Annotated in this window: 18 protein-coding genes; 15 read left to right on the plus strand and 3 right to left on the minus strand. The window is 53.5% G+C overall.

Going from position 1 to position 20,539, the window contains the following annotated elements; genetic code table 11:
• Positions 1-18 precede the first annotated feature (18 nt).
• The 5 genes from ADINL_RS04550 to ahpF all read left to right on the plus strand — a co-directional run bounded on the left by ADINL_RS04550 (position 19) and on the right by ahpF (position 6,881).
• On the plus strand, positions 19-1,320 hold the full coding sequence (locus tag ADINL_RS04550; RefSeq protein ID WP_036544401.1) for a homoserine dehydrogenase: 1,302 nt from the start codon (positions 19-21) through the stop codon (positions 1,318-1,320).
• An 11-nt stretch (positions 1,321-1,331) separates the two neighbouring features.
• The gene (gene thrC, locus ADINL_RS04555) at positions 1,332-2,726 is read left to right on the plus strand and encodes a threonine synthase (RefSeq protein ID WP_036544403.1); all 1,395 of its coding nucleotides are present in this window, start codon (positions 1,332-1,334) and stop codon (positions 2,724-2,726) included.
• 78 nt (positions 2,727-2,804) lie between these two features.
• The gene (gene recJ / locus ADINL_RS04560) at positions 2,805-4,547 is read left to right on the plus strand and encodes a single-stranded-DNA-specific exonuclease RecJ (protein WP_036544406.1); all 1,743 of its coding nucleotides are present in this window, start codon (positions 2,805-2,807) and stop codon (positions 4,545-4,547) included.
• A gap of 105 nt (positions 4,548-4,652) precedes the next feature.
• Positions 4,653-5,216, plus strand: coding sequence for an alkyl hydroperoxide reductase subunit C (ahpC, locus tag ADINL_RS04565; RefSeq protein WP_036544408.1), 564 nt, complete (start codon positions 4,653-4,655; stop codon positions 5,214-5,216).
• Positions 5,217-5,312: 96 nt separating this feature from the next.
• Complete coding sequence (ahpF, locus tag ADINL_RS04570) at positions 5,313-6,881, plus strand: alkyl hydroperoxide reductase subunit F (protein WP_036544410.1); 1,569 nt, start codon at positions 5,313-5,315, stop codon at positions 6,879-6,881.
• A gap of 59 nt (positions 6,882-6,940) precedes the next feature.
• Here the strand turns inward: ahpF and ADINL_RS04575 are convergent, their stop codons facing one another.
• The gene (locus ADINL_RS04575) at positions 6,941-7,561 is read right to left on the minus strand and encodes a LysE family translocator (protein ID WP_036544412.1); all 621 of its coding nucleotides are present in this window, start codon (positions 7,559-7,561) and stop codon (positions 6,941-6,943) included.
• Positions 7,562-7,659: 98 nt separating this feature from the next.
• On the opposite strand from ADINL_RS04575, the gene nfo reads away from it, so the two are divergent.
• The 8 genes from nfo (at position 7,660) to ADINL_RS04615 (ending at position 16,051) form a co-directional block, all read left to right on the plus strand.
• Positions 7,660-8,511 carry a deoxyribonuclease IV gene (gene nfo / locus ADINL_RS04580; protein WP_036544415.1) on the plus strand — a complete coding sequence of 284 codons (852 nt, stop codon included), beginning with the start codon at positions 7,660-7,662 and terminating at the stop codon, positions 8,509-8,511.
• Positions 8,512-8,592: 81 nt separating this feature from the next.
• A complete protein-coding gene (locus ADINL_RS15890; RefSeq protein ID WP_051632561.1) occupies positions 8,593-11,127 on the plus strand; it encodes an EAL domain-containing protein in 2,535 nt (844 codons plus the stop codon).
• A 2-nt stretch (positions 11,128-11,129) separates the two neighbouring features.
• Entirely contained in the window at positions 11,130-11,774 is a 645-nt protein-coding gene (locus tag ADINL_RS04590) for an NUDIX domain-containing protein (RefSeq protein WP_036544416.1), read from the plus strand.
• Complete coding sequence (locus ADINL_RS04595) at positions 11,764-12,207, plus strand: DUF1249 domain-containing protein (protein WP_051632562.1); 444 nt, start codon at positions 11,764-11,766, stop codon at positions 12,205-12,207. Before ADINL_RS04590 ends, ADINL_RS04595 begins: the two co-directional genes overlap by 11 nt.
• The gene (locus tag ADINL_RS04600) at positions 12,204-13,001 is read left to right on the plus strand and encodes a metallophosphoesterase (RefSeq protein WP_051632563.1); all 798 of its coding nucleotides are present in this window, start codon (positions 12,204-12,206) and stop codon (positions 12,999-13,001) included. The genes ADINL_RS04595 and ADINL_RS04600 overlap by 4 nt, the downstream gene beginning before the upstream one ends.
• Positions 12,983-13,612 (plus strand): YqiA/YcfP family alpha/beta fold hydrolase, encoded by a 630-nt coding sequence (locus ADINL_RS04605; RefSeq protein WP_036544419.1) that lies wholly within the window; start codon positions 12,983-12,985, stop codon positions 13,610-13,612. The genes ADINL_RS04600 and ADINL_RS04605 overlap by 19 nt, the downstream gene beginning before the upstream one ends.
• 12 nt (positions 13,613-13,624) lie before the next feature.
• Positions 13,625-15,517: a DNA topoisomerase IV subunit B gene (gene parE / locus ADINL_RS04610; protein ID WP_036544420.1), complete on the plus strand. Its 1,893-nt coding sequence runs from the start codon at positions 13,625-13,627 to the stop codon at positions 15,515-15,517.
• A 69-nt stretch (positions 15,518-15,586) separates the two neighbouring features.
• Positions 15,587-16,051, plus strand: a complete 465-nt coding sequence (locus ADINL_RS04615) for an LEA/WHy family protein (protein WP_036544421.1) — start codon at positions 15,587-15,589, stop codon at positions 16,049-16,051.
• On the opposite strand, the gene ADINL_RS04620 is transcribed toward ADINL_RS04615, so the two are convergent.
• Positions 16,052-16,198, minus strand: a complete 147-nt coding sequence (locus ADINL_RS04620; protein WP_152547611.1) for an entericidin A/B family lipoprotein — start codon at positions 16,196-16,198, stop codon at positions 16,052-16,054. It lies immediately after the preceding gene.
• A 117-nt stretch (positions 16,199-16,315) separates the two neighbouring features.
• Between ADINL_RS04620 and ADINL_RS04625 the strand changes: the two genes are divergently transcribed.
• Together ADINL_RS04625 and ADINL_RS04630 are read left to right on the plus strand one after the other, a co-directional pair.
• Positions 16,316-17,152 carry a Rossmann-fold NAD(P)-binding domain-containing protein gene (locus tag ADINL_RS04625; protein ID WP_036544422.1) on the plus strand — a complete coding sequence of 279 codons (837 nt, stop codon included), beginning with the start codon at positions 16,316-16,318 and terminating at the stop codon, positions 17,150-17,152.
• Positions 17,153-17,239: 87 nt separating this feature from the next.
• Positions 17,240-17,782 carry a rhodanese-like domain-containing protein gene (locus ADINL_RS04630; protein ID WP_036544423.1) on the plus strand — a complete coding sequence of 181 codons (543 nt, stop codon included), beginning with the start codon at positions 17,240-17,242 and terminating at the stop codon, positions 17,780-17,782.
• Here the strand turns inward: ADINL_RS04630 and ADINL_RS04635 are convergent.
• Positions 17,779-20,448, minus strand: coding sequence for a DUF2339 domain-containing protein (locus ADINL_RS04635; RefSeq protein ID WP_036544424.1), 2,670 nt, complete (start codon positions 20,446-20,448; stop codon positions 17,779-17,781). The genes ADINL_RS04630 and ADINL_RS04635 overlap by 4 nt on opposite strands.
• Positions 20,449-20,539: the final 91 nt, after the last annotated feature.

Consider the following 20,539-nt stretch of genomic DNA (forward strand, 5'->3'; position numbering starts at 1 on the left):
TGAATCGAGAGGTGTGGTTTGAAGCCTGTTAAAGTCGGGATCTGTGGTCTGGGTACTGTCGGTGGCGGTACATTCAATGTGCTGATGCGAAATGCGGGCGAAATTACCCGCCGTGCAGGTCGTGCGATTGAGGTGACGGCCATTGCCTCGCGGCATGAAAATCCGGCCTGCGATACGTCTGGCTTCACGCTGCAATCGGATGTCATGGCGTTGGCCCGTGATCCTGAGATTGATGTGATTGTTGAGCTGATTGGTGGCTATGATGTTGCCAAAGAGCTGGTGATGACTGCGATCCAGCATGGCAAACATGTTGTAACAGCAAATAAGGCCCTGATTGCCGTTCATGGTAATGAGATTTTTGCAGCTGCGCGTGAACAGAATGTGGTGGTGGCGTTCGAAGCGGCTGTTGCCGGAGGCATCCCGATTATCAAAGCGATACGTGAAGGTCTGGCGGCTAACCGTATCAACTGGCTGGCTGGCATCATTAATGGTACCGGCAACTTCATCATGACTGAAATGCGTGAAAAAGGCCGTGCGTTCAGTGATGTGCTGGCCGAAGCCCAGGCACTGGGATATGCCGAAGCTGATCCGACCTTCGATGTTGAGGGGATTGATGCTGCACACAAGCTGACCATTCTGGCGTCGATTGCCTATGGTATTCCACTGCAGTTCGAGAAAGGCTATACCGAAGGGATCAGCAAAATTACCCCGGACGACGTGCAGTATGCCGAGGAGCTGGGTTACCGTATCAAGCATCTGGGCATCAGTCGTCATACCGATCAGGGCATTGAGCTGCGTGTGCATCCGACCTTGATTCCCAAGTCGACCTTGCTGGCGAATGTGAATGGTGTCATGAATGCTGTACTGGTGTCTGGCGATGCCGTAGGGCAAACGCTTTACTATGGTCCGGGTGCAGGTTCCGAAGCGACTGCTTCAGCCGTGGTTGCCGACCTGATCGATGTGGCGCGTCTGCTGGATACAGATACGCACAGCCGGGTACCGCCGCTGGCCTTCCAGTCTGATGAGCTGTCTGCTGTACCTGTTTTGCCGGTTGAGCAGACTGTCAGCGGTTATTACTTGCGTTTGCAGGCGGTTGAGCGCCCCGGTGTTCTGGCACATGTCACTCGTATCCTGGGTGAAAAAGGCATCAATATTGAAGCCATAGTGCAGAAGGAAACCCGTGAAGCGCAGGTGCCGGTTATCATGCTGACACAGCGTGTAGAGGAACGCATGATGAATGAGGCGATTCGTGAAATTGAAGCCTTGCCGGATATTCTCGGTGATGTGATTCGCATCCGTATCGACCACCTGGAAGACTGAGGACTGAAACGATGAAGTATATTTCAACACGCGGTCAGGCACCGGCTCTGAGCTTTGCTGATGTGCTGTTGGCTGGCCTGGCTGAAGATGGCGGTTTGTATGTGCCGGAGCAGCTGCCCACGTTCAGTCAGGATGAAATCGCCTCCTGGTCAGGTTTGCCATACAGTGAGCTGGCTTTCCGTATTGTGCAGCCATTTGTTGCCGGGTCTATCCAGGATGCGGATCTGAAGCGCATGGTGGATGAAACCTATGCGGTGTTTGATCACAGTGGTGTGGCTCCCCTGGTTCAGTTGCGTCCTAATGAGTGGATTCTGGAACTGTTTCATGGACCGACCCTGGCGTTCAAGGATTTTGCCCTGCAGCTGCTGGGACGCCTGATGGACCATGTGCTGGCCGAGCGTGGTGAGCGTCTGGTGATTATGGGTGCAACATCGGGTGATACAGGGTCTGCTGCGATTGAAGGGTGCCGTCACAGCAAGCATCTGGATATCTTTATCATGCACCCTTATAACCGGGTGTCAGAGGTCCAGCGTCGTCAAATGACCACGATCCTCGCCGATAATGTGTTCAATATTGCACTGGAAGGGAACTTCGATGACTGCCAGGGCATGGTCAAAGACAGTTTTGCTGATCAGGCATTCCTCAATGGCATGAAGCTGGGTGCTGTGAATTCGATCAACTGGGCGCGTATTATGGCTCAGATCGTCTATTACTTCTCTGCCGCTCTGGCTGTGGGAGGACCTCACCGCCCGGTATCCTTCTCTGTGCCAACGGGGAATTTTGGTGATATTTTTGCCGGTTACCTGGCCAAGCAGATGGGTCTGCCGGTGGAGCAGCTGGTTGTTGCAACAAATCGCAACGATATTCTGCATCGGGTGATTTCCGGCAATGATATGTCCAAAGGCACGCTGGAGCATACCCTGTCTCCTTCGATGGATATTATGGTGTCATCCAACTTTGAACGCTTGCTGTTTGATGTGTATGGTCGTGATGGTGCCGCAATTGCCGATCTGATGCAGCGTTTCCGCAGTGAGCCTGTACAACTGGAAAGCAGTCGCTGGGAGAAGGTACGGGCACTGTTTGACAGCTATGCTGTGGATGATCAGACGACCTGTGATGTGATTCGGGACGTACATGCTGAAACCGGCTATCTGCTTGATCCGCATACAGCGATTGGTCTCAAGGCGGCGCGTGAGTGCTGGCGTAACACACACACGCCGATGATTACACTGGCAACCGCACATCCGGTGAAATTCCCTGAGCCGGTTGTCAAAGCCGGACTGAATGCGCCTGAGTTACCTGAGCGCCTGAGTGATCTGATGGAGCGCGAAGAGCGTTTCACTGTGCTGCCTAATAACCTGTCTGATGTACAGGCGTATGTAGCCTCACATGTACACCGTGATTAAGCTGCACTGACAAAACACCTGTGACTCCCGGCCAGGCCGGGAGTACTTCTTTCGATTGAATGGACAGCTTCTCTACTGATGTCTGCTGCACTGATTAAACGTCGTTCACCGCCTGCCGGAACCTCCTCTGCCCTGTCACATCTGCACCCTGTGTTGGCACGTGTGTACGCCGCCAGGGGGATTGATGATCCGCAAAAAGTTGGGCGTCATCTGCGCGAGTTGTTGCCGGATGCGCAACTCAAAGGGATGGAGGCTGCCGTCAGCCGTCTGGTACGCGCCCTGGAGCAGCAGCAGCGCATTCTGATAGTGGGGGACTTTGACTGCGATGGCGCTACCAGTACGGCTCTGGCGGTATTGGCGCTGCGCATGATGGGCGTCGAGCAGGTCAGTTACCTGGTGCCAAACCGTTTCGAGTATGGCTATGGCCTGAGTCCGGAGATAGTTCAGGTCGCAATGCAGGCTGCTCAACCACCTCAATTGATTATTACAGTGGATAATGGCATTTCCAGTGTCGAAGGGGTTCAGCGGGCGCGTGACCTGGGTGTGGATGTGCTGATCACTGACCATCATTTACCGGGTGATCAGCTTCCGGATGCCTGTGCGATCGTCAACCCCAACCAGCGGGGCTGCGAGTTTATGGCCAAGTCCACCTGCGGGGTGGGGGTCATTTTCTATGTCATGATTGCGTTGCGTCGTGCGTTGATAGCACAGGGCTATTTTCAGCAGTTGGGCATAGAGGCACCGAATCTTGCCTGTTTGCTTGATCTGGTGGCCTTGGGAACCGTGGCGGATGTGGTCGCTCTGGAGCATAACAACCGTACGCTGGTCCATCAGGGGTTGCTGCGCATTCGTGCCGGGCAAGCGCGCCCCGGTATTCTGGCATTGCTGGAAGTGGCCGGACGTCAGCGAGAACAGCTGATGGCGGCTGATCTGGGATTTGCGATTGCGCCTCGTTTGAATGCGGCGGGTCGGCTTGAGGATATGTCTATTGGTATCGAGTGTCTGCTTAGCGACGACCCTGAGCAGGCACTGGCGTTGGCGCAGCAGCTCAATGACCTGAATGTTGAGCGACGCAGTATTGAGCGTCAGATGCAACAGGATGCACTGAAGCTGCTCGATCACTTACCTCTGGAAGTTGACAGTATGCCCTGGGGTGTCTGTTTATATGAACCGGGCTGGCATCAGGGGGTAATTGGTATTCTGGCTTCCAGAATCAAGGAGCGGCTGCACCGCCCGGTGATTGCCTTCGCGCCGGGTGACGCGGATGAGCTTAAAGGCTCAGCCCGATCAATTGCCGGATTCCATGTGCGCGATGGGTTGGACGCTATTGCTGCCCGTCATCCCGGTCTGTTGCGCAAGTTTGGTGGTCATGCGATGGCAGCGGGCTTGTCACTGGCCCGGCAGGATCTGCCTGCGTTTCGCCAGGCATTTGATGAGGAAGTGCGTCAGCGATTGCAAGAGGATGACCTGCAACGTGTCATCGTCACAGATGGTGCATTGGAGGAGATGGATTTTACGCTGGAGCTGGCTGCCTTGTTGCAGGATGCAGGCCCCTGGGGGCATCAGTTCCCGGAGCCTCTGTTTGATGGTGAGTTCCGCGTACTGCAGCAGCGCATTGTAGGTTATCGCCATCTGAAGCTGGTGGTGATGCCGGTGGGTGGGCAGCTGGCGCTGGATGCGATCGTGTTTAATGTGGATACTGAACAGTGGCCCGATACCAGTGTCCAGCAAGTCCGGCTGGTCTACCGGCTGTCACCAAACCAGTTTCGGGGACAGGTAACCCTGCAATTGATGGTTGAGGCGATTATACCCAGTTCTTGATAGATAAAATTAATCGATCACTTAACCTATATTAATTTCCAAATGTAACGAATATTTCCTATCATGGCTCCTGTTGAATAACGACAACCTCTACAGGAGAACGAAATGTCACTGATTAACACTGAAGTTAAACCTTTTACCGCTACCGCTTACCACAATGGTGAGTTTGTTCAGGTTTCTGATGCAGATCTGAAAGGCAAGTGGTCAGTCGTATTCTTCTACCCAGCCGATTTCACCTTTGTTTGCCCAACTGAGCTGGGTGATCTGGCAGACTTCTATCCGAAGCTGCAGGAAATGGGCGTTGAAGTTTACTCAGTTTCTACTGATACCCACTTTACCCACAAAGCGTGGCACGATGCGTCTGAAACCATCAAGAAAATTCAGTTCCCAATGGTTGCAGATCCAACAGGCGCTATTTCCCGCAACTTCGAGGTGATGATCGAAGAAGAAGGTCTGGCTCTGCGTGGTACGTTTGTAATCAACCCTGAAGGTCAGATCAAAGTTGCTGAAATTCATGACCTGGGCATCGGCCGTTCTGCTAAAGAACTGGTTCGTAAAATCCAGGCAGCTCAGTACGTAGCTGAGCACGATGGCGAAGTATGCCCAGCTTCCTGGCAGCCAGGTGAAGAGACTCTGTCTCCATCACTGGATCTGGTTGGAAAAATCTGATCCCGATCAGCTTGCTGATTCAGCCGGCCCCGTTCGGGGTCGGTGTTACCCCTTCTAAATTCCGAATTTAGTCTTCAATCGTTAAAGGACGGTCTCATGCTGGACGCGAATATCAAAAAGCAACTGGACACCTATCTGCAGAATATCGTAAATCCGATTGAGATTACTGTGTCCGTTGACGAATCGGCTAAAGCCAAAGAACTGCTGAATCTGTGTCAGGAAATTACCGGGCTGAGTGACAAAATCAGTCTGAAACAACTGACTGATGGCAGTGAAAGAACCCCGAGTATGGCGATTGCACCACTGGGCGAAAAGCCACGTGTGCGCTTTGCCGGTATACCGATGGGGCATGAATTTACATCACTGGTACTGGCTTTGCTGCAGTCCGGTGGCTATCCCTCCAAGGCCGATGCGCAGCTGATTGAGCAGGCACGTGAATTGAAGGGTGAGTTTCATTTTGAAACCTACATATCCCTGTCCTGCCAGAACTGCCCGGATGTTGTGCAGGCTCTGAATCTGATGGCGATCCTCAATCCGAATGTCACCAGTGTGATGATTGATGGTGCCTTGTTCCAGGATGAGGTCAATCAGCGTCAGATTATGGCAGTACCAACCGTGCTGCTGAACGGCAAGCCGTTTGGTCAGGGACGTATGACACTGAAAGAGATTTTGGGTAAGGTCGACTCGGGTGCTGCGCAGCGTGAAGCTGCCAGTCTGAATGACAAAGACCCTTACGATGTGCTGATCGTTGGCGGTGGCCCCGCGGGTGCTGCGGCTGCAATTTATGCCGCACGTAAAGGTATCCGTACCGGCCTGGTGGCTGAGCGTTTCGGTGGTCAGGTGATGGACACCGTGGGTATCGAGAACTTTATTTCGGTCAACTATACCGAAGGTCCGAAGCTGGTTGCCAGCTTGGAACAGCATGTTAAAGAGTACGAAGTGGATGTCATGGACAATCAGCGCGCCAGTAAGCTGCGTCGTGACAAGCTGGTTGAGATTGATCTTGAAAGTGGCGCAACACTCAAAAGCAAGGCGGTGATTTTGGCAACCGGTGCCCGCTGGCGTGAAATGAACGTGCCAGGCGAAAAAGAATATCGGGGCAAGGGCGTGGCTTACTGCCCGCATTGCGATGGTCCTTTGTTCAAAGGCAAGCGGGTTGCAGTCATCGGTGGTGGTAACTCGGGTATCGAGGCGGCAATTGATCTGGCCGGTATCGTTGAGCACGTGACCGTGCTGGAGTTCAGCGACACGTTGCGTGCTGATGCGGTGCTGCAGAAAAAGGCCGCGTCGATGGCCAATATCACCATCATTAAAATGGCTCAGACTACCGAAGTTCGTGGTGATGGCAACAAGGTGATCGGTTTGACCTATAAAGACCGTACCCGGAATGAAATGTTTGATCTGGATGTTGCGGGGATCTTTGTACAGATAGGTCTGGTGCCCAATACCGAGTGGCTGAAAGGCGATCTGGAACTGAGCCGCTTTGGTGAAATCGAGGTCAACAGCCATGGTGAAACCACTGTGCCCGGTGTGTTCGCTGCTGGGGATGTCACCAATGTGCCTTATAAGCAGATTATTATTGCCATGGGCAGTGGTTCAACCGCCGCATTGGGCGCGTTTGACTATCTGATTCGTTCGTCTGTGGAAGATGAAGCCGCTGCCTGATCAGGCAAAGGTGTTCCCCCAGATTTCGGCCTGAACGCAATTTGCGTTCAGGCTGTTTTTTAGCCGCTTTTACCTGCCAGATAAAGTCCGGCCGCCATCATTAATGAACCGGCGCTGCGATTGATCACTTTCATTGAACGCTCTGAACGGAACAGTTTTCGAGCGGTTGCAATACCGCCGGCAATCAGCAATAAACCCGTCATCAGCGCAGCAACGGTAAGGCTGTTGACCAGCAGCAGGTCTTGTCGGGTCAGTCGGCTGAGATCAATGAAACTGGGCAAAAAGGCGATATAGAACAGGATCACCTTGGGATTGGAAGACGAAATCAAAAAGCCCTGTAAAAAGCCTTTCAGCATCCCAATACGGCTTTTATCTTCGCTGATTTGGGACAGGGCGATAGGGGTTGTCCACATTTTCCAACCCAGCCAAAGCAGGTAGGCTGCACCCACCAGGCGAATCACGGTGAAGGCTTCATTCCAATGCTCGGCCAGTGCCGCCAGACCAAAAAAGGCCAGTGTGAGATATAACAGATCACCCAGCGTCATACCGGCTGCCAGTGGGATGCAACTGCGAAATCCGCTGCTCATACCGCGTGCCAGTAATGCAAAGATGCCCGGACCGGGTGTAATGGCAAAAATGAAAATGGCAATGAAATAGGTAATCGCGCCTTCAATCGACATGAAACAATCCTGGAATTTACGGGTAGAATGACAGCTTGTCACCCTGATACAGGGTTGTAAAGTAGCAAATTGTGCTGAATACACTGAGAGAGGTTTAAGTGAGTGACTATTGGATTGGTGCGCACGTCAGCGCGTCGGGAGGTGTGGAAAATGCACCTGACAATGCTAAAGCGATAGGTGCCAATGCCTTTGCATTATTTACCAAAAATCAGCGCCGTTGGGATGCCAAACCCCTGACCCAAAAAAGTATTGAAAGCTTTCGTCACCGCTGCGCACTGCATGGGTTCCGACCCGAACAGATTCTGCCGCATGACAGCTATCTGATTAATCTCGGGCACCCGGATGCCGATGCCCTGGCAAAATCCAGGGCTGCATTTGTGGATGAAATGCAGCGTTGTCAGCAACTGGGTCTGGTATGGCTGAACTTCCATCCTGGCAGTCACTTGCGTGAGCTGTCTGAGTCCGATTGCCTGACGCGTATTGCCGAATCGATCAATCTGGCTTTGGCGCAAACAGAAGATGTTGTTGCTGTTATTGAAGCGACTGCAGGGCAGGGTAGCAACCTGGGACATCGCTTCGAACATTTGGCCGATATCATCCAGCAGATCGATGACCCATCACGTATCGGGGTTTGTATCGATACCTGTCATATTTTTGCTGCTGGTTATGATCTGCGGACGCCTGAGGCCTGTGCTGCGACTTTTGCCGAGTTTGATCGTATTGTTGGATTTGAATATCTCAAGGCTATGCATTTGAACGACTCCAAAGGTGGTTTGGGTAGCCGTATCGATCGACACCATTCTCTGGGTCAGGGAGAGATAGGCTGGGCTGTGTTTGAGTATGTGATGCAGGATGCGCGTTTTCAGAAAATGCCTCTGATTCTGGAAACAATTGAACCGGAAATCTGGCCTGAAGAGATTCAACAGTTGCGAAATTTCAGTGTGCAGTGAAGGGTTTAGCAGTCAAGACTGGTCTTGATGCCACTAAGGTCTTATGATGTCGGGGTTTATGTCTGTAACGGTTGAAGTAGTATGCAGCTGTCTGATAAATCCCGAACGCTTCCCCGCCTGCATCTGGCCGGGACGCTGCTGCTGGTCACCTTGCTGACACTGTTTCTTTCGGGCTTTTTTACCTGGCAAAAAATCCATGAGCACAATGCTTCAATACAGCGGATTGAATCTTCAGCCCTGCAGCAATTGCAGCAGCGTTTGCGCCGTGAAATGCTCGCCATCCGTGCAGATATTGATTATACCCAGACACAGACAGAAGTAGAGCTGCGTTTGCGGCTCACGGAAATGGTTGATCTGGCCTGGACCCTGGCGACATCCCTGTATCAGCAACAGCGTTACACGCTGAATGAAGCTGACCTGCGGCGTACTATCATTGAAGGCTTGCGGCCTCTGCGCTTTTTTGAAGGCAGGGGCTATTACTTCATTGATGAAATGAATGGCCGTTTCATTCTTTTGCCGACAGCTCCCGAGTTTGAAGGGCAATTATTACCCGATAATCAGGACGATACTGGCCATTATATTATGCAGGGCTTGATCGAGGCTGCACGGTTACCCGTGGGTGAGGGGTTTTCGGCCTATCGCTGGTATCGCCCGGATGATGCTGAACGTATGGCTGACAAGCTCGCCTATGTACGTTATTTCGAGCCCTTTGACTGGTTAATTGGTGCGGGTGATTACACCTATGAGTGGGAAAAAGATCTGCAACAGCAACTGCTGACACAGATCCGTAACCGGCGTATTGGTGAAACAGGTTATACCGCGGTCATTAATACAGAGGGACAGGTACTGCTGTCACTGGACAGTCAGCATCTGGAACAGCAGCCGATACAGTCCCAGTCGGAGCTGGAGCAGGCTGCGATAGTGCAGATGCTTGAGACGGCTGCAGAGGGTGGTGGTTTTATTCGTTATCCCTGGCCGAACCCGGTAACAGGAGAACATTCCTGGAAAACAGCCTTGGTGGAACCTGCCGGTCATTGGAACTGGATACTGATCTCGACCATTTTTGAAGATGAAGTAAGAGATCTTTTAAAGGATGAAGTACAGGCATTCGAAGCCAGTGCGTCACACAACTGGCATACTTACCTGACCGCCATTGTCATATCATTGTTGCTCGCATTGATGGCGTCGTTGCTGTTTTCCCGTTGGTCTTCCGGGCTGTTTCGTGCCTATCATGCGGAACTGAGTGCGCAACGGGAAGCGTTGAAACGTAAAGCAGACGAGCTGGCATTAAGTGAGAGTAATATCCGTCATCTGGCGTTTCACGATGCTCTGACCGGCTTGGCTAATCGTCGCTTGCTGATTGATCGTTTACAGCAACAGTTGCGCCAGAATCAGCGCAATGCAGATTTCGGTGCGCTGTTATTTATTGACCTGGATAACTTCAAAACCCTGAATGATACTCTGGGACATGACAAGGGGGACGAACTGTTACGCCAGGTGGCGCATCGCATCAGTTTTTGTGTGCGTGAAGAAGACACAGTGGCACGTTTTGGCGGGGATGAGTTTGTCGTCATGCTGGGCTGCTTGAGTCGTGATGAAGCTGATGCAGCGGCCCGAGCTCGTATTGTTGCTGAGAAAATTCTCACAACACTGCGTCAGGAATATCAGTTTGATGGTCAACATTATTTCAGCACTCCCAGTATCGGTATTACCCTGATTCATGGCAATGCGATTGCAGATGAATTGCTGAAACAGGCTGATCTGGCAATGTACAAAGCCAAGGATGCCGGGCGTAACTGCCTGTATTTTTTTGATCCGGCAATGCAGCAGGCGCTGTCGGCACGTGCCCAGATGGAATCCGAGTTACGTGTAGCCCTGCAGCAGGAGCAATTACTGCTGTACTATCAACCGCAAGTCGATGCAGCTGGAGTGTTGACCGGCGCAGAAGCACTGGTGCGCTGGCAGCATCCTCAGCGTGGTTTGGTGGCACCTGCTGAGTTTATTCCGGTTGCTGAAGCATCCGGACTGATTTTGCCTCTGGGGAGCTGGGTATTGCAGCAGGCCTGTAAACAGCTGTCTGTTTGGGCGAAAACACCAGGTTTGTCGGATTTGAGTATCTCGGTGAATATCAGTGCGCATCAGTTCAAGCAGCCTGGCTTTGCTGATGAAGTACTGGCGTTAGTGAAGCACTTCCAATTAGTACCTCAGCGCCTTAAGCTGGAATTGACAGAAAGCCTGTTGATCGATGATATGGCATTTTCTATCGAGCGCATGCGCTTTCTGAAACAGCAGGGTGTTGGTTTTGCCCTGGATGATTTCGGAACAGGCTATTCATCGCTGGCCTATATTAAACAGTTGCCGCTCGATCAATTGAAGATTGACCGCTGCTTCATTGACGGCTTGCCGGAAGATCCCAATGATGCAGCGATTACCCGTATTATTATCAGTCTGGCTAATGAGCTGAACCTGTGGGTTGTTGCTGAAGGGGTTGAAACCGAAGCCCAGCGTGATTTCCTTCAGGCAATACAGTGCCCCGGCTATCAAGGGTACTGGTTCGGACGCCCCGTACCTGCTGCTGAGTTCAGGCAGCAGGCACTGAACCGAAAACAGGAGTGAATATGAGTCTCTGGAAACCCACTTTCTCTGCAGCTGACGTACTGGTTGAAGAAGACCGCTGTGTTTTTCAGGGATTCTTCCGGATGCATGAACTGCGTATCCGGCATGCCCGCTTTCAAGGGGGAGATCTGACTGTCACTCGGGAAATGTTTCGTCGTGGTGATGCGGTAGCGGTGTTGTTGTTTGATCCACGCCGGGAAGCTTTAGTGTTGATTGAGCAGTTCCGTCCTGGTGCATTGGCAGCGCCGGGAGGTCCCTGGTTGCTGGAACTGGTTGCCGGTATGATTGAGCCCGATGAAACTCCGGAAGGGGTAGCCGAGCGGGAAACACTGGAAGAAGCAGGACTCCATGTCACAGGCTTGCAGCCGATACTGGGTTATCTGCCCAGTCCTGGAGGGATGGATGAGTGGATACATCTGCTGTATGGTTTCGTTGATGCATCGAATGCCGAAGGCTTACAGGGTTTGGTTGATGAAGGCGAGGATATACGCGTCCACTGCTTGCCGGTTGCTGATGTATTTGAGCTGTTGCGCAAAGGGCAGCTGAATAACGCGGCCATTGTAATTGCGGTACAGTGGTTACAGCTTAACTATACAGCGATACACCAGCAGGGGTTCCAATTAGTGCAGCATGAAGATGAAACGTAAATATATACCCGATCTGACCCGTCAGATGGCAATTTGTCAAAGCAACTATGCCCGCATTCTGCGGCTGTTACCGCAGCTGCAGCTGGGAGCAAGGTGTGACTTTGATCTCTGCCATGATGCACGGGATGTACAGATTACCCTGTTGGTTGAAGAGGCGTTCCGCTATACAAGTACGCTGGTGATGCGGCAGACACAAACGGCTGGCTCTCCCTGGCTGGAGGTGCCTGAGCTGGTGGTTCGGCTGTATCATGATGCGCGTATGGCTGAGGTCATTTGTACCCGCCGTCGTCGCCAGTTCAGTGGTGTATATCCCTATCCGAATGCCGAGATGCATCAACCGGATGAGAAATTTCAGCTAAATCAGTATTTGGCAGAATGGCTGAACCAGTGTCTCAGTTATGGTTGCGCGCGTGATCCGGTCGCTCTGACATGACACCGGTGACACTTCTGCAGCTCAGTGATTGTCATTTGACCCCCCAGGCCGGTCAGTTGTTTCGAGGTGTTGATCCGCGCCAGACGCTGGCGCAGGTGATCCGTCATGTGCAGCAGTCAGGTCATCAGTTTGATCATCTGCTGCTCAGTGGTGATCTGGTACATCACGGCGATGCCGGTGTCTATCAGGAATTATTGCAGCAACTGGCCGTACTCGAACTGCCGACCACCTGGCTGGCGGGTAATCATGATGATCTGCAGGTCATGCAGCAGGCGGCAGATCTTGATCGCTTCAGTGTATCTCTGGGGCCCTGGCAATTACTGTGTCTGGATTCCAATCATGCGCCAGATGGACGTGGTTCAGGAGCGATTGCGTCTCATACACTGGAACGCCTGAGCCGACAGTTAGCGGCTGACAGGCGTTTCACCCTGCTGGCGTTGCATCACAATCCACTTGCCAGTGGTACTGAGTGGCAGGATCAGATCATGCTCAGTAATGCATCTGAGCTCTGGCAGTGTCTTGCTCAGGCTCCTCACTGCAAAGCCATAATTTGCGGGCATCTGCATCAGCCACTGCACTGGCAGCACCAGGGTGTTTCCGTCTGGTCCGCGCCATCGACTGCCGTACAGTTCTGCCCTGGTAGCGCCCAGGTTGAGGTGGCTCAGCAGCCACCTGAGTCCTGGCCAGGCTATCGATGGTATCAACTCTGGCCGGATGGTCGTATCGATGCACATTTCGAGTCTGTGCCACTGCGCACTGCTGATCAGGGGGAGCCATGCCCAAACCGCTGCTGATCTATATTCATGGCTTTAACAGCTCACCTGACTCCTGGAAGGCACAGGTGTTGCGCAACCTGCTGGCCGGGGCCGATGCACCGGCAGATCTTTTGGTGCCTCGCTTGTCTCATTGGCCCGCGGAAGCCGTACGGCAGTTGCAGTTGTTGATTGAAGCCGCTTCTGAGCGTCGAATTACACTGATTGGCAGTTCACTGGGTGGTTTCTATGCTACCTGGTTGTGCCAGCAGTTCCCGGCATTGCGCGCTGTGCTGGTCAATCCGGCGGTGTATCCGGATCGCTTACTGGCCGACTGGCTGGGTGAAAATGAAAATATCTATACTCATGAACGTTACTGCCTGACACGTGAACATCTGCGCCAGTTGCAAGCGCTGCAAGTGGAGACCCCTGCACGACCTGAGCAGTTATTGCTGCTGGTCCAGACTGCCGATGAAACACTCGACTATCGCGAAGCGGTGGAAAAATATGCGCAATCGGTGCAGTATGTGCAACCAGGTGGCAGTCACGGTTTTGACGCGTTTGATCGACTGATTCCGGCCATTCTGGCATTTGCTGAAGGCCGTGTAGAACTGCCCGAATGTACCCCTTTACCCGAAGCTGTCCGTAACTGAACAGGAACCTGCATGACCAAGCAATACAACGCCGAAGCGATTGAAGTCCTCAGTGGTCTTGATCCCGTTAAACGCCGCCCCGGTATGTATACGGAAACTGATCGCCCCAATCATCTGGCGCAGGAAGTTATTGATAACTCAGTGGATGAAGCCCTGGCGGGTCATGCCAGGCAGATTGATGTCGTGTTGCATGACGATGGTTCGCTGTCCGTGGCAGATGATGGCCGTGGGATGCCGGTCGACATTCATCCCGAAGAGGGCGTCAGCGGGGTGGAACTGATCCTGACCCGCTTGCATGCCGGTGGCAAGTTCAATAACGACAACTACACCTTCTCGGGTGGTCTGCATGGTGTGGGCGTGTCCGTTGTTAATGCCTTGTCCAAATTGCTGCATGTTGAGATACGCCGTGACGGACAAGTCTATCGCATCGGTTTTGCCGATGGCGAAAAGGTCTCTGATCTGGAAGTGATCGGCAGCTGTGGCAAGCGCAATACCGGTACCACGGTTCGCTTTACGCCAGACCCAAAATACTTTGATACCCCGAAATTCAGCCTGACACGTCTGAAGCATAACCTGCGCGCCAAAGCTGTCCTCTGTCCCGGCCTGAAGGTCACCTTTACTGACATGACCGGCGGCAAGAAAGAGCAGGAAGTCTGGTATTACGAGGAAGGTCTGGAAGCCTACCTGAAAGGCACCACCCAGGTATGGGAAACCCTGCCGGATGCACCCTTTACCGGCAGTCTGACCGGTCAGGAAGATGCGGTGGATTGGGCTGTTCAATGGCTGGCAGACGGTGGAGAGATCACGGCTGAAAGCTATGTGAACCTGATTCCCACGGCGCAGGGCGGTACACACGTCAATGGTCTGCGGACCGGCTTGCTGGAAGCGATGCGTGAGTTCTGTGAAATCCGTAACCTGCTGCCGCGGGGGGTGAAACTGGCTCCCGATGATATCTGGGATAAGTGCTGTTATATCCTGTCGGCCAAAATGCGTGATGCACAGTTCTCCGGGCAGACCAAAGAACGCTTGTCGTCACGTGGTATTGCCGCCTTTATTTCCGGTGCAGTCAAAGATGCGTTTTCGCTGTGGCTGAACAAGCATGTCGAAGAGGGCGAAAAAATTGCCGAGCTGGTCATCAGCAATGCCCAGCGCCGCATGCGCAGCAACAAGAAGGTGGTGCGTAAAAAAGTGACTCAGGGACCAGCCCTGCCCGGCAAACTGGCAGACTGTTCCGGTGCGGATGCCGACCGTTCCGAACTGTTTCTGGTTGAGGGTGACTCTGCAGGCGGCTCCGCCAAACAGGCGCGTAACCGTGAGTTCCAGGCGATCATGCCGTTACGCGGCAAGATTCTCAATACCTGGGAAGTGGACTCTGCTGAAGTGCTGGCTTCCCAGGAAATTCATGATATCTCCGTCGCCATCGGTGTCGATCCCGGTTCAGATAAACTGGAAGGACTGCGTTACAGTAAAATCTGTATCCTGGCCGATGCCGACTCCGATGGTCTGCACATCGCCACACTGCTGTGCGCCTTGTTTGTACAACATTTCCGGCCACTGGTTGAAGCGGGTCATGTCTATGTGGCCATGCCGCCACTGTACCGTATCGACGTGGCCAAGGAAGTCTTTTATGCACTGGATGATGAAGAGCGGGATGCCATCATCGATCGTATTCGTGCCGAGCGGCGTAACGCCAAAATCGGCGTGCAACGCTTCAAGGGTCTGGGTGAAATGAACCCGCTGCAGCTGCGTGAAACTACCATGTCGCCGGATACCCGTCGTCTGGTGCAACTCACTATCGATGCTGATGATGACACGCTGGAACTGATGGATATGTTGCTGGCGAAGAAGCGTGCATCTGATCGCAAAGCCTGGCTGGAACGTAAAGGCAACCTGGCTGAGGTGTAAAGGGCTGTTCAGCTCAGGCTCAGTCGGGTCGTGCTTTGATAGTCAGTCCGATTATCTGAGGAAACTGATATGCGACGGGTGCTAAGTGCGATACTGCTGTGTGGTTTACTGATCGGCTTGAGTGGCTGTGCCAGCCTGTCCGGCAGCTATGAAAAGCCACAGGTGAATGTGACTTCTTTCAATCTGGCGCCGAATACTCAGGGTATGGCACCGCGCTTTGATATCGGCATACAGATTATTAACCCCAACCGGGTATCGCTACCGTTTCGGGGCATGACCTATGCGGTCGAGATAGAAGGCTACCGGATTCTGAGCGGTGCCACACCGGATATTCCCACTGTACCTGCCTATGGACAAGCAGATTTTGTGATTCAGGCCAGTCCGGATCTGTTGGGCAGTGCACGTTTGCTGGGAGACCTGCTGAGCCGTCAGCGCAACAGTCTTGCTTATAATTTCAGCGCCCGGCTGGATGCCGGACGCCTGATACCGATGATCAATATTGAGGAAGCCGGGCAGTTGCAGCTGACGCCTTGATCAGCTGCTGCGTCCAACCCGCTCAATCTTTTCACCACCGCGCTGGATATCCTTGCCCAGCCCTTCAACCGTGTTGCAACCGGTCAATGTCAGACTACCCAGCAGCAGTGCTACTGTCAGCAGCATCAGGTAAGTTTTTCGGATCATGACACGTTTCCTGTAGGTTGTATTGAATCCAACTCTCTGAATTTAACCCGCTGAATATTATCATGCTTGTGGATAAATCAGGTAAGGTTAGATGACACGCGGGTTAAGGAGAGTGGCATGCAGGCAAAAACACTGTTGATGGTTGGATTGGGCGATCTGGGTGGTCGAATTGCACAGTTGGGGGTGCAACAGGGTCTGCAGGTCTTCGGTATGCGGCGTGGATCGGAGGCACCTTCCGGTGTGTATCTGTTACAACAGGATGCGTCTCAGTCATGGCAGGAGCTTCCGTGTGTGCCTGATGATGTAGTGCTGTGCCTGTCCCCTGACCGCTCAGACAGTCAGGCGTATCGACAGGCCTACCTGGACGTAGCTAGGCAGGCTGCAGCCACCCTTAAACGTGTGGCCCCGGATGCACATGTCTGGCTGATCTCTTCGACCGGTGTGTATGGTCAGTCGCAGGGGGAATGGGTGGATGAACAGGCTGAACGCCAGCCTCAGCGAGAGACTGCCAGAGTGTTGGTTGAGGCTGAAGACTTCTGGCTGCAACAGTCTCAGCCCGTTACGCTGCTGCGCCCTTCCGGTTTGTATGGTCCGGGGCGTTATTTTCTGCTGCGTCAGGCGCAACAAGGGCTCTTGCCACCAGCAACACCGCCACTCTATACCAATCGTATCCATATTGAGGATGCCGCAGGTGCCGTCATGCATCTGATCAGCTGCCGTCACCGGGGACAGGCAGTCGCCTCTGCCTACAATCTGACCGATACCTGCCCGGCGAGTCTGCATGAGGTGTTGCAGTGGCTGCAGCAGCAACTCGGGGTCCAGGTTCAGACAACCACAATGATGCAGCGTGAGAGTAAGCGGGTGTCTCACCAGCGCCTGAAAGACAGTGGCTTTGTCTGGCGCTATCCAGACTATCAGGCGGGTTATGCTGATCTCTTGAAATCCTTGCGCTGAATAGTCTGTACGACCAAGGATAGATTGCTCACAGAGCTTAAACTCCTTAATATGAATATATTCTAATTTAGTGTTAAGGAGTTTTGCATGCGTCGGCTTCTCTTAGTTAGCCTGTTATCCTGCCTGTTCTCTGTGCCTGTATGGGCTATGGGGCTTTCACCTGAAGAAACCTATGTGTTGAAACAGGAGAAAGGAGATCAGGTTCTGTTTATCGATGTTCGCGATCCTGTTGAAGTGATGTTCATTGGTTCAACTGATGTCGTTGATGCCAATATTCCCTTCATGCAAGTGGACCGTTATGACTGGGATGCTGAAAATAACCGCTTCCGTATGTCCATCAATCCTGACTTTGCGGCTGAAGTAGAAGCCTTGCTGGTTGCGCGCGGTCTGGATAAAACGGCCCAGGTGATCACGATGTGCCGCTCAGGCAGTGAACGTGGTGAACCCAGCGCACGTTACCTTCAGCAACAGGGGTTCACTCAGGCAGAGTTCGTGATCAACGGGTTTCAGGGCGACTCAGCTAAAGAAGGCACACATGCCGGAATGCGGGTGGTGAATGGCTGGCAGAATGCCGGGCTGCCCTGGAGCAGCCGTATGAATGCCGAGAAAATTTATCGTAGTCAACGTTAATCCTCAGGACTGGATGCAGAAACGTGCGCGGTACTCCTGCGAGTGCCCAGCCACTGATGCATAAAGGCCAGCCCCAGCAGGCAGAGCCCCAGTCCCATGAAAGAGGCGACTCTTAGCAGGCCGGTGAGATCCGACATGTCGACCAGGAAAATCTTGGCGATGGTGATCAGTAGCAGCAGCATACCGGCCTGATACAGGCGCTGCCATTGACGCAAGGCGCCTGCCAACATGGCCGCAGCAGCCATCAACAACCAGGCCAGCGAGTAGCTGTAGAGCTCGCCGCTGAGCAGGGGCTGGTTGATATCCAGCTGTCCCTGCCATAGATGGCGTACCTGCAGGGTCACAAATATCCAGCCACTGATGCCCGTCAGTCCCCAGAACAGCGTCCGATATTCTGCCAGATAGACACGGGCCGCCAGTGCAAAGAGCAGCACGGGTGCACCATAGGCAAGCAACAGGCTATTCAGGATGGGGGTGCTGCTCAGTGATAGCTGTGGATTGAAGAGCGGATTGAGGCTTGTGACCAGTAATGCATAGTTCAGACTACTGGCCAGGAGCAGCACTCGTGAGGCCAGCAGGCAAAGGGTGCGGGTGCTCTCTGCCAGAGCACTGCGGTAGTAATACACCAGCCCCAGTGCTCCCCAGATCAGGGTATTGAATGCCGCTTCGGTGAAGCTGTATCGACGGACAAACAGCGCACCGTCATAGAGCCAGTAGCGTAACAGCATGATCAGGAACAGCACCAGCAGATGCAGGCTGGCACCTTCCAGCCAGCGTGACAGATGGGCCTGTCGGTTCATCCGGCTGGCGATAACAACCAGGACCAAACAGCCAGCGTAGCTCAGTAGCGGCGTCTCATACTGGGGCACAATCCAGGGTTGTAGGGTCAGACGCGCAATAATCAGCATCAATAACAGTTTCAGGATACCGCTTAACAGTGGTTCAGGCTGTTGCTGATGCAACCAGGCCAGCGAGACTACCTGGGCTGCCAGTGCCAGTGTCAGATGAGCTGCATCAAGCAGAATGACCATGGACAGGGAGTAGCCTAAATGGCCAGCAAAAATCAGCCAGATGCGGCAGCGATCCCGCTGCTTGCGCAGCTGTGCCTGCCCTATATAGGCCAGGCCACACAGCAGTGATGCCGCTCCCCAGAACCAGTCCTGTAACAGGTCGCCTGTCAGTTGCCAGGCCAGTGCCAGCGCTATCAGTGGTACGATAATACCCAGCGACAGCACCAATGCCGGATAGCGGCTGGCGCTGCGGAGTTGCCAGAAGGCCTGTGCGATATACGCCAGGGTCCAGGCCAGCAGCAGTTGCAGGACCCAGGGTTGCTGCTCCGGTGGCAGACGTGAGAAATACAGCCGGAACTGCCAGTCACTGTGGAAATGAGCCAGCACCAGACTGCCAAACAGCAGTATGGCGCTGAACCAGGGCAGCAGTTTCAGGCTTTCATTAAAGCGGCTGGCAAACAGCAGCAACAGTAACAGCGGTGACCATAGCCAGAGTGCCGCTTGCCAGTCAGGATGCAGAAACAGACTGACGGCCTGTGCTGCCAGAATCAGCCCCAGCCCAATACAGACACGCTGGGCAGTCGGATTGTCAAAACGCAGGAACGCTCTGATGGAGTAGCGTTTCGGTTGGTCCTGAACCTGTTGTGTCAGACTGAAGTTCAGTTGAGGAATACTGAGCAGCAGATAGGCACTGACGGTGAGATACAGCCCTGTCCACTCGAGTGAGCGACCGCTGAGTTGTAAGAGCCACCACCAGCCCAGAATACCGGCCAGCGTCAGGCTGAACAGCCAGCTACGTTGTACGTAGCGCTGCAGATAGAGTGCAGAAGCGGTAATGATCAGAATATAGATCAGTACCGGTAGCAGGTCCTGACCGCTGCCACCCAACAGCAGAGGTACCAGGTATGCACCGAGGATGCCGATCAGGGCGAGCACCGGACCATGCCAGACAGCCAGCAGCATACTGCCGAGCGATACCAGTGCCAGCAGCACAAATACCAGCATGGGTGGCCAGAGCTGATACAGATGCAGTGCTGCCAGAATCACGCTGTAGAGCATCACACTGGCGCCTCCCGCCAGTGCCGCGACTGCGGCGTAGGCGGTTCCGGTTTTACGCCGCAGCCATTCAGCGCTGAACAGCAGTCCGAATCCAAGCAGAATGCCCAGTAGAATACGTGCCTGGGGGCCAAGCAGTCCCTGCTCGATGGAGTAGCGTGCCAGAAAAATCCCGGAGAGTGCCACACAAAGACCGCCTAGCCAGACCATCCAGTTCGCTTGCCACCCGGGAGGCTGTGAAGGTGGTTTGTCCTGCTTGACCTGTTTGGCTGGCTTCGCCGGGTGTCGGCTGCCCCAGGGATCTGGGGTGTTTTTGGCAGCAACAGCCGCGCTGACTTCGGCTTCATCTGAAGGGAAGTCTGCGTCCTCTGCCACTTCAATCGGGGGTGGTGTCTCCTGCGAGTCGACGGCGGTATGGTTGATAATCTCAGTGTTAGCAGTCGCAGCATCTTTGCCTGCGGCAGCTTTTAACTGCTGCAGTTCTGCCAGGGTTCGCTGCAGTTTGCGCAGCGTAAAAAAATTGGTCCAGCTCAGCACGATGCTGGAAAGAATCAACAGGCAGATGACGATCGCCATCAATAACCACGTCTGTGACACCATAACCGCTTCCCTAAGGTTTGTCCGAGGCTTAACTCTAGAGTGCCAGCCATTTAACTGCAAATGCTTTGATGAAAAACGACTTGGATATGGG

Origin of the sequence: Nitrincola lacisaponensis (assembly GCF_000691225.1) — a bacterium.
GTDB classification, from domain to species: Bacteria; Pseudomonadota; Gammaproteobacteria; order Pseudomonadales; family Balneatricaceae; genus Nitrincola; species Nitrincola lacisaponensis.

Bases quoted from the DNA above. Each gene is read 5' to 3' on its own strand.
- ahpC (WP_036544408.1), top strand. From the start codon at position 4,653: ATGTCACTGATTAACACTGAAGTTAAACCTTTTACCGCTACCGCTTAC.
- ADINL_RS04575 (WP_036544412.1), bottom strand. From the start codon at position 7,561: ATGTCGATTGAAGGCGCGATTACCTATTTCATTGCCATTTTCATTTTT.
- ADINL_RS04590 (WP_036544416.1), top strand. From the start codon at position 11,130: ATGAGTCTCTGGAAACCCACTTTCTCTGCAGCTGACGTACTGGTTGAA.
- ADINL_RS15890 (WP_051632561.1), top strand. From the start codon at position 8,593: ATGCAGCTGTCTGATAAATCCCGAACGCTTCCCCGCCTGCATCTGGCC.
- ADINL_RS04630 (WP_036544423.1), top strand. From the start codon at position 17,240: ATGCGTCGGCTTCTCTTAGTTAGCCTGTTATCCTGCCTGTTCTCTGTG.
- ADINL_RS04635 (WP_036544424.1), bottom strand. From the start codon at position 20,448: ATGGTGTCACAGACGTGGTTATTGATGGCGATCGTCATCTGCCTGTTG.
- ADINL_RS04615 (WP_036544421.1), top strand. From the start codon at position 15,587: ATGCGACGGGTGCTAAGTGCGATACTGCTGTGTGGTTTACTGATCGGC.
- ahpF (WP_036544410.1), top strand. From the start codon at position 5,313: ATGCTGGACGCGAATATCAAAAAGCAACTGGACACCTATCTGCAGAAT.
- ADINL_RS04600 (WP_051632563.1), top strand. From the start codon at position 12,204: ATGACACCGGTGACACTTCTGCAGCTCAGTGATTGTCATTTGACCCCC.
- ADINL_RS04620 (WP_152547611.1), bottom strand. From the start codon at position 16,198: ATGATCCGAAAAACTTACCTGATGCTGCTGACAGTAGCACTGCTGCTG.
- ADINL_RS04625 (WP_036544422.1), top strand. From the start codon at position 16,316: ATGCAGGCAAAAACACTGTTGATGGTTGGATTGGGCGATCTGGGTGGT.
- thrC (WP_036544403.1), top strand. From the start codon at position 1,332: ATGAAGTATATTTCAACACGCGGTCAGGCACCGGCTCTGAGCTTTGCT.
- ADINL_RS04605 (WP_036544419.1), top strand. From the start codon at position 12,983: ATGCCCAAACCGCTGCTGATCTATATTCATGGCTTTAACAGCTCACCT.
- ADINL_RS04595 (WP_051632562.1), top strand. From the start codon at position 11,764: ATGAAACGTAAATATATACCCGATCTGACCCGTCAGATGGCAATTTGT.
- recJ (WP_036544406.1), top strand. From the start codon at position 2,805: ATGTCTGCTGCACTGATTAAACGTCGTTCACCGCCTGCCGGAACCTCC.
- parE (WP_036544420.1), top strand. From the start codon at position 13,625: ATGACCAAGCAATACAACGCCGAAGCGATTGAAGTCCTCAGTGGTCTT.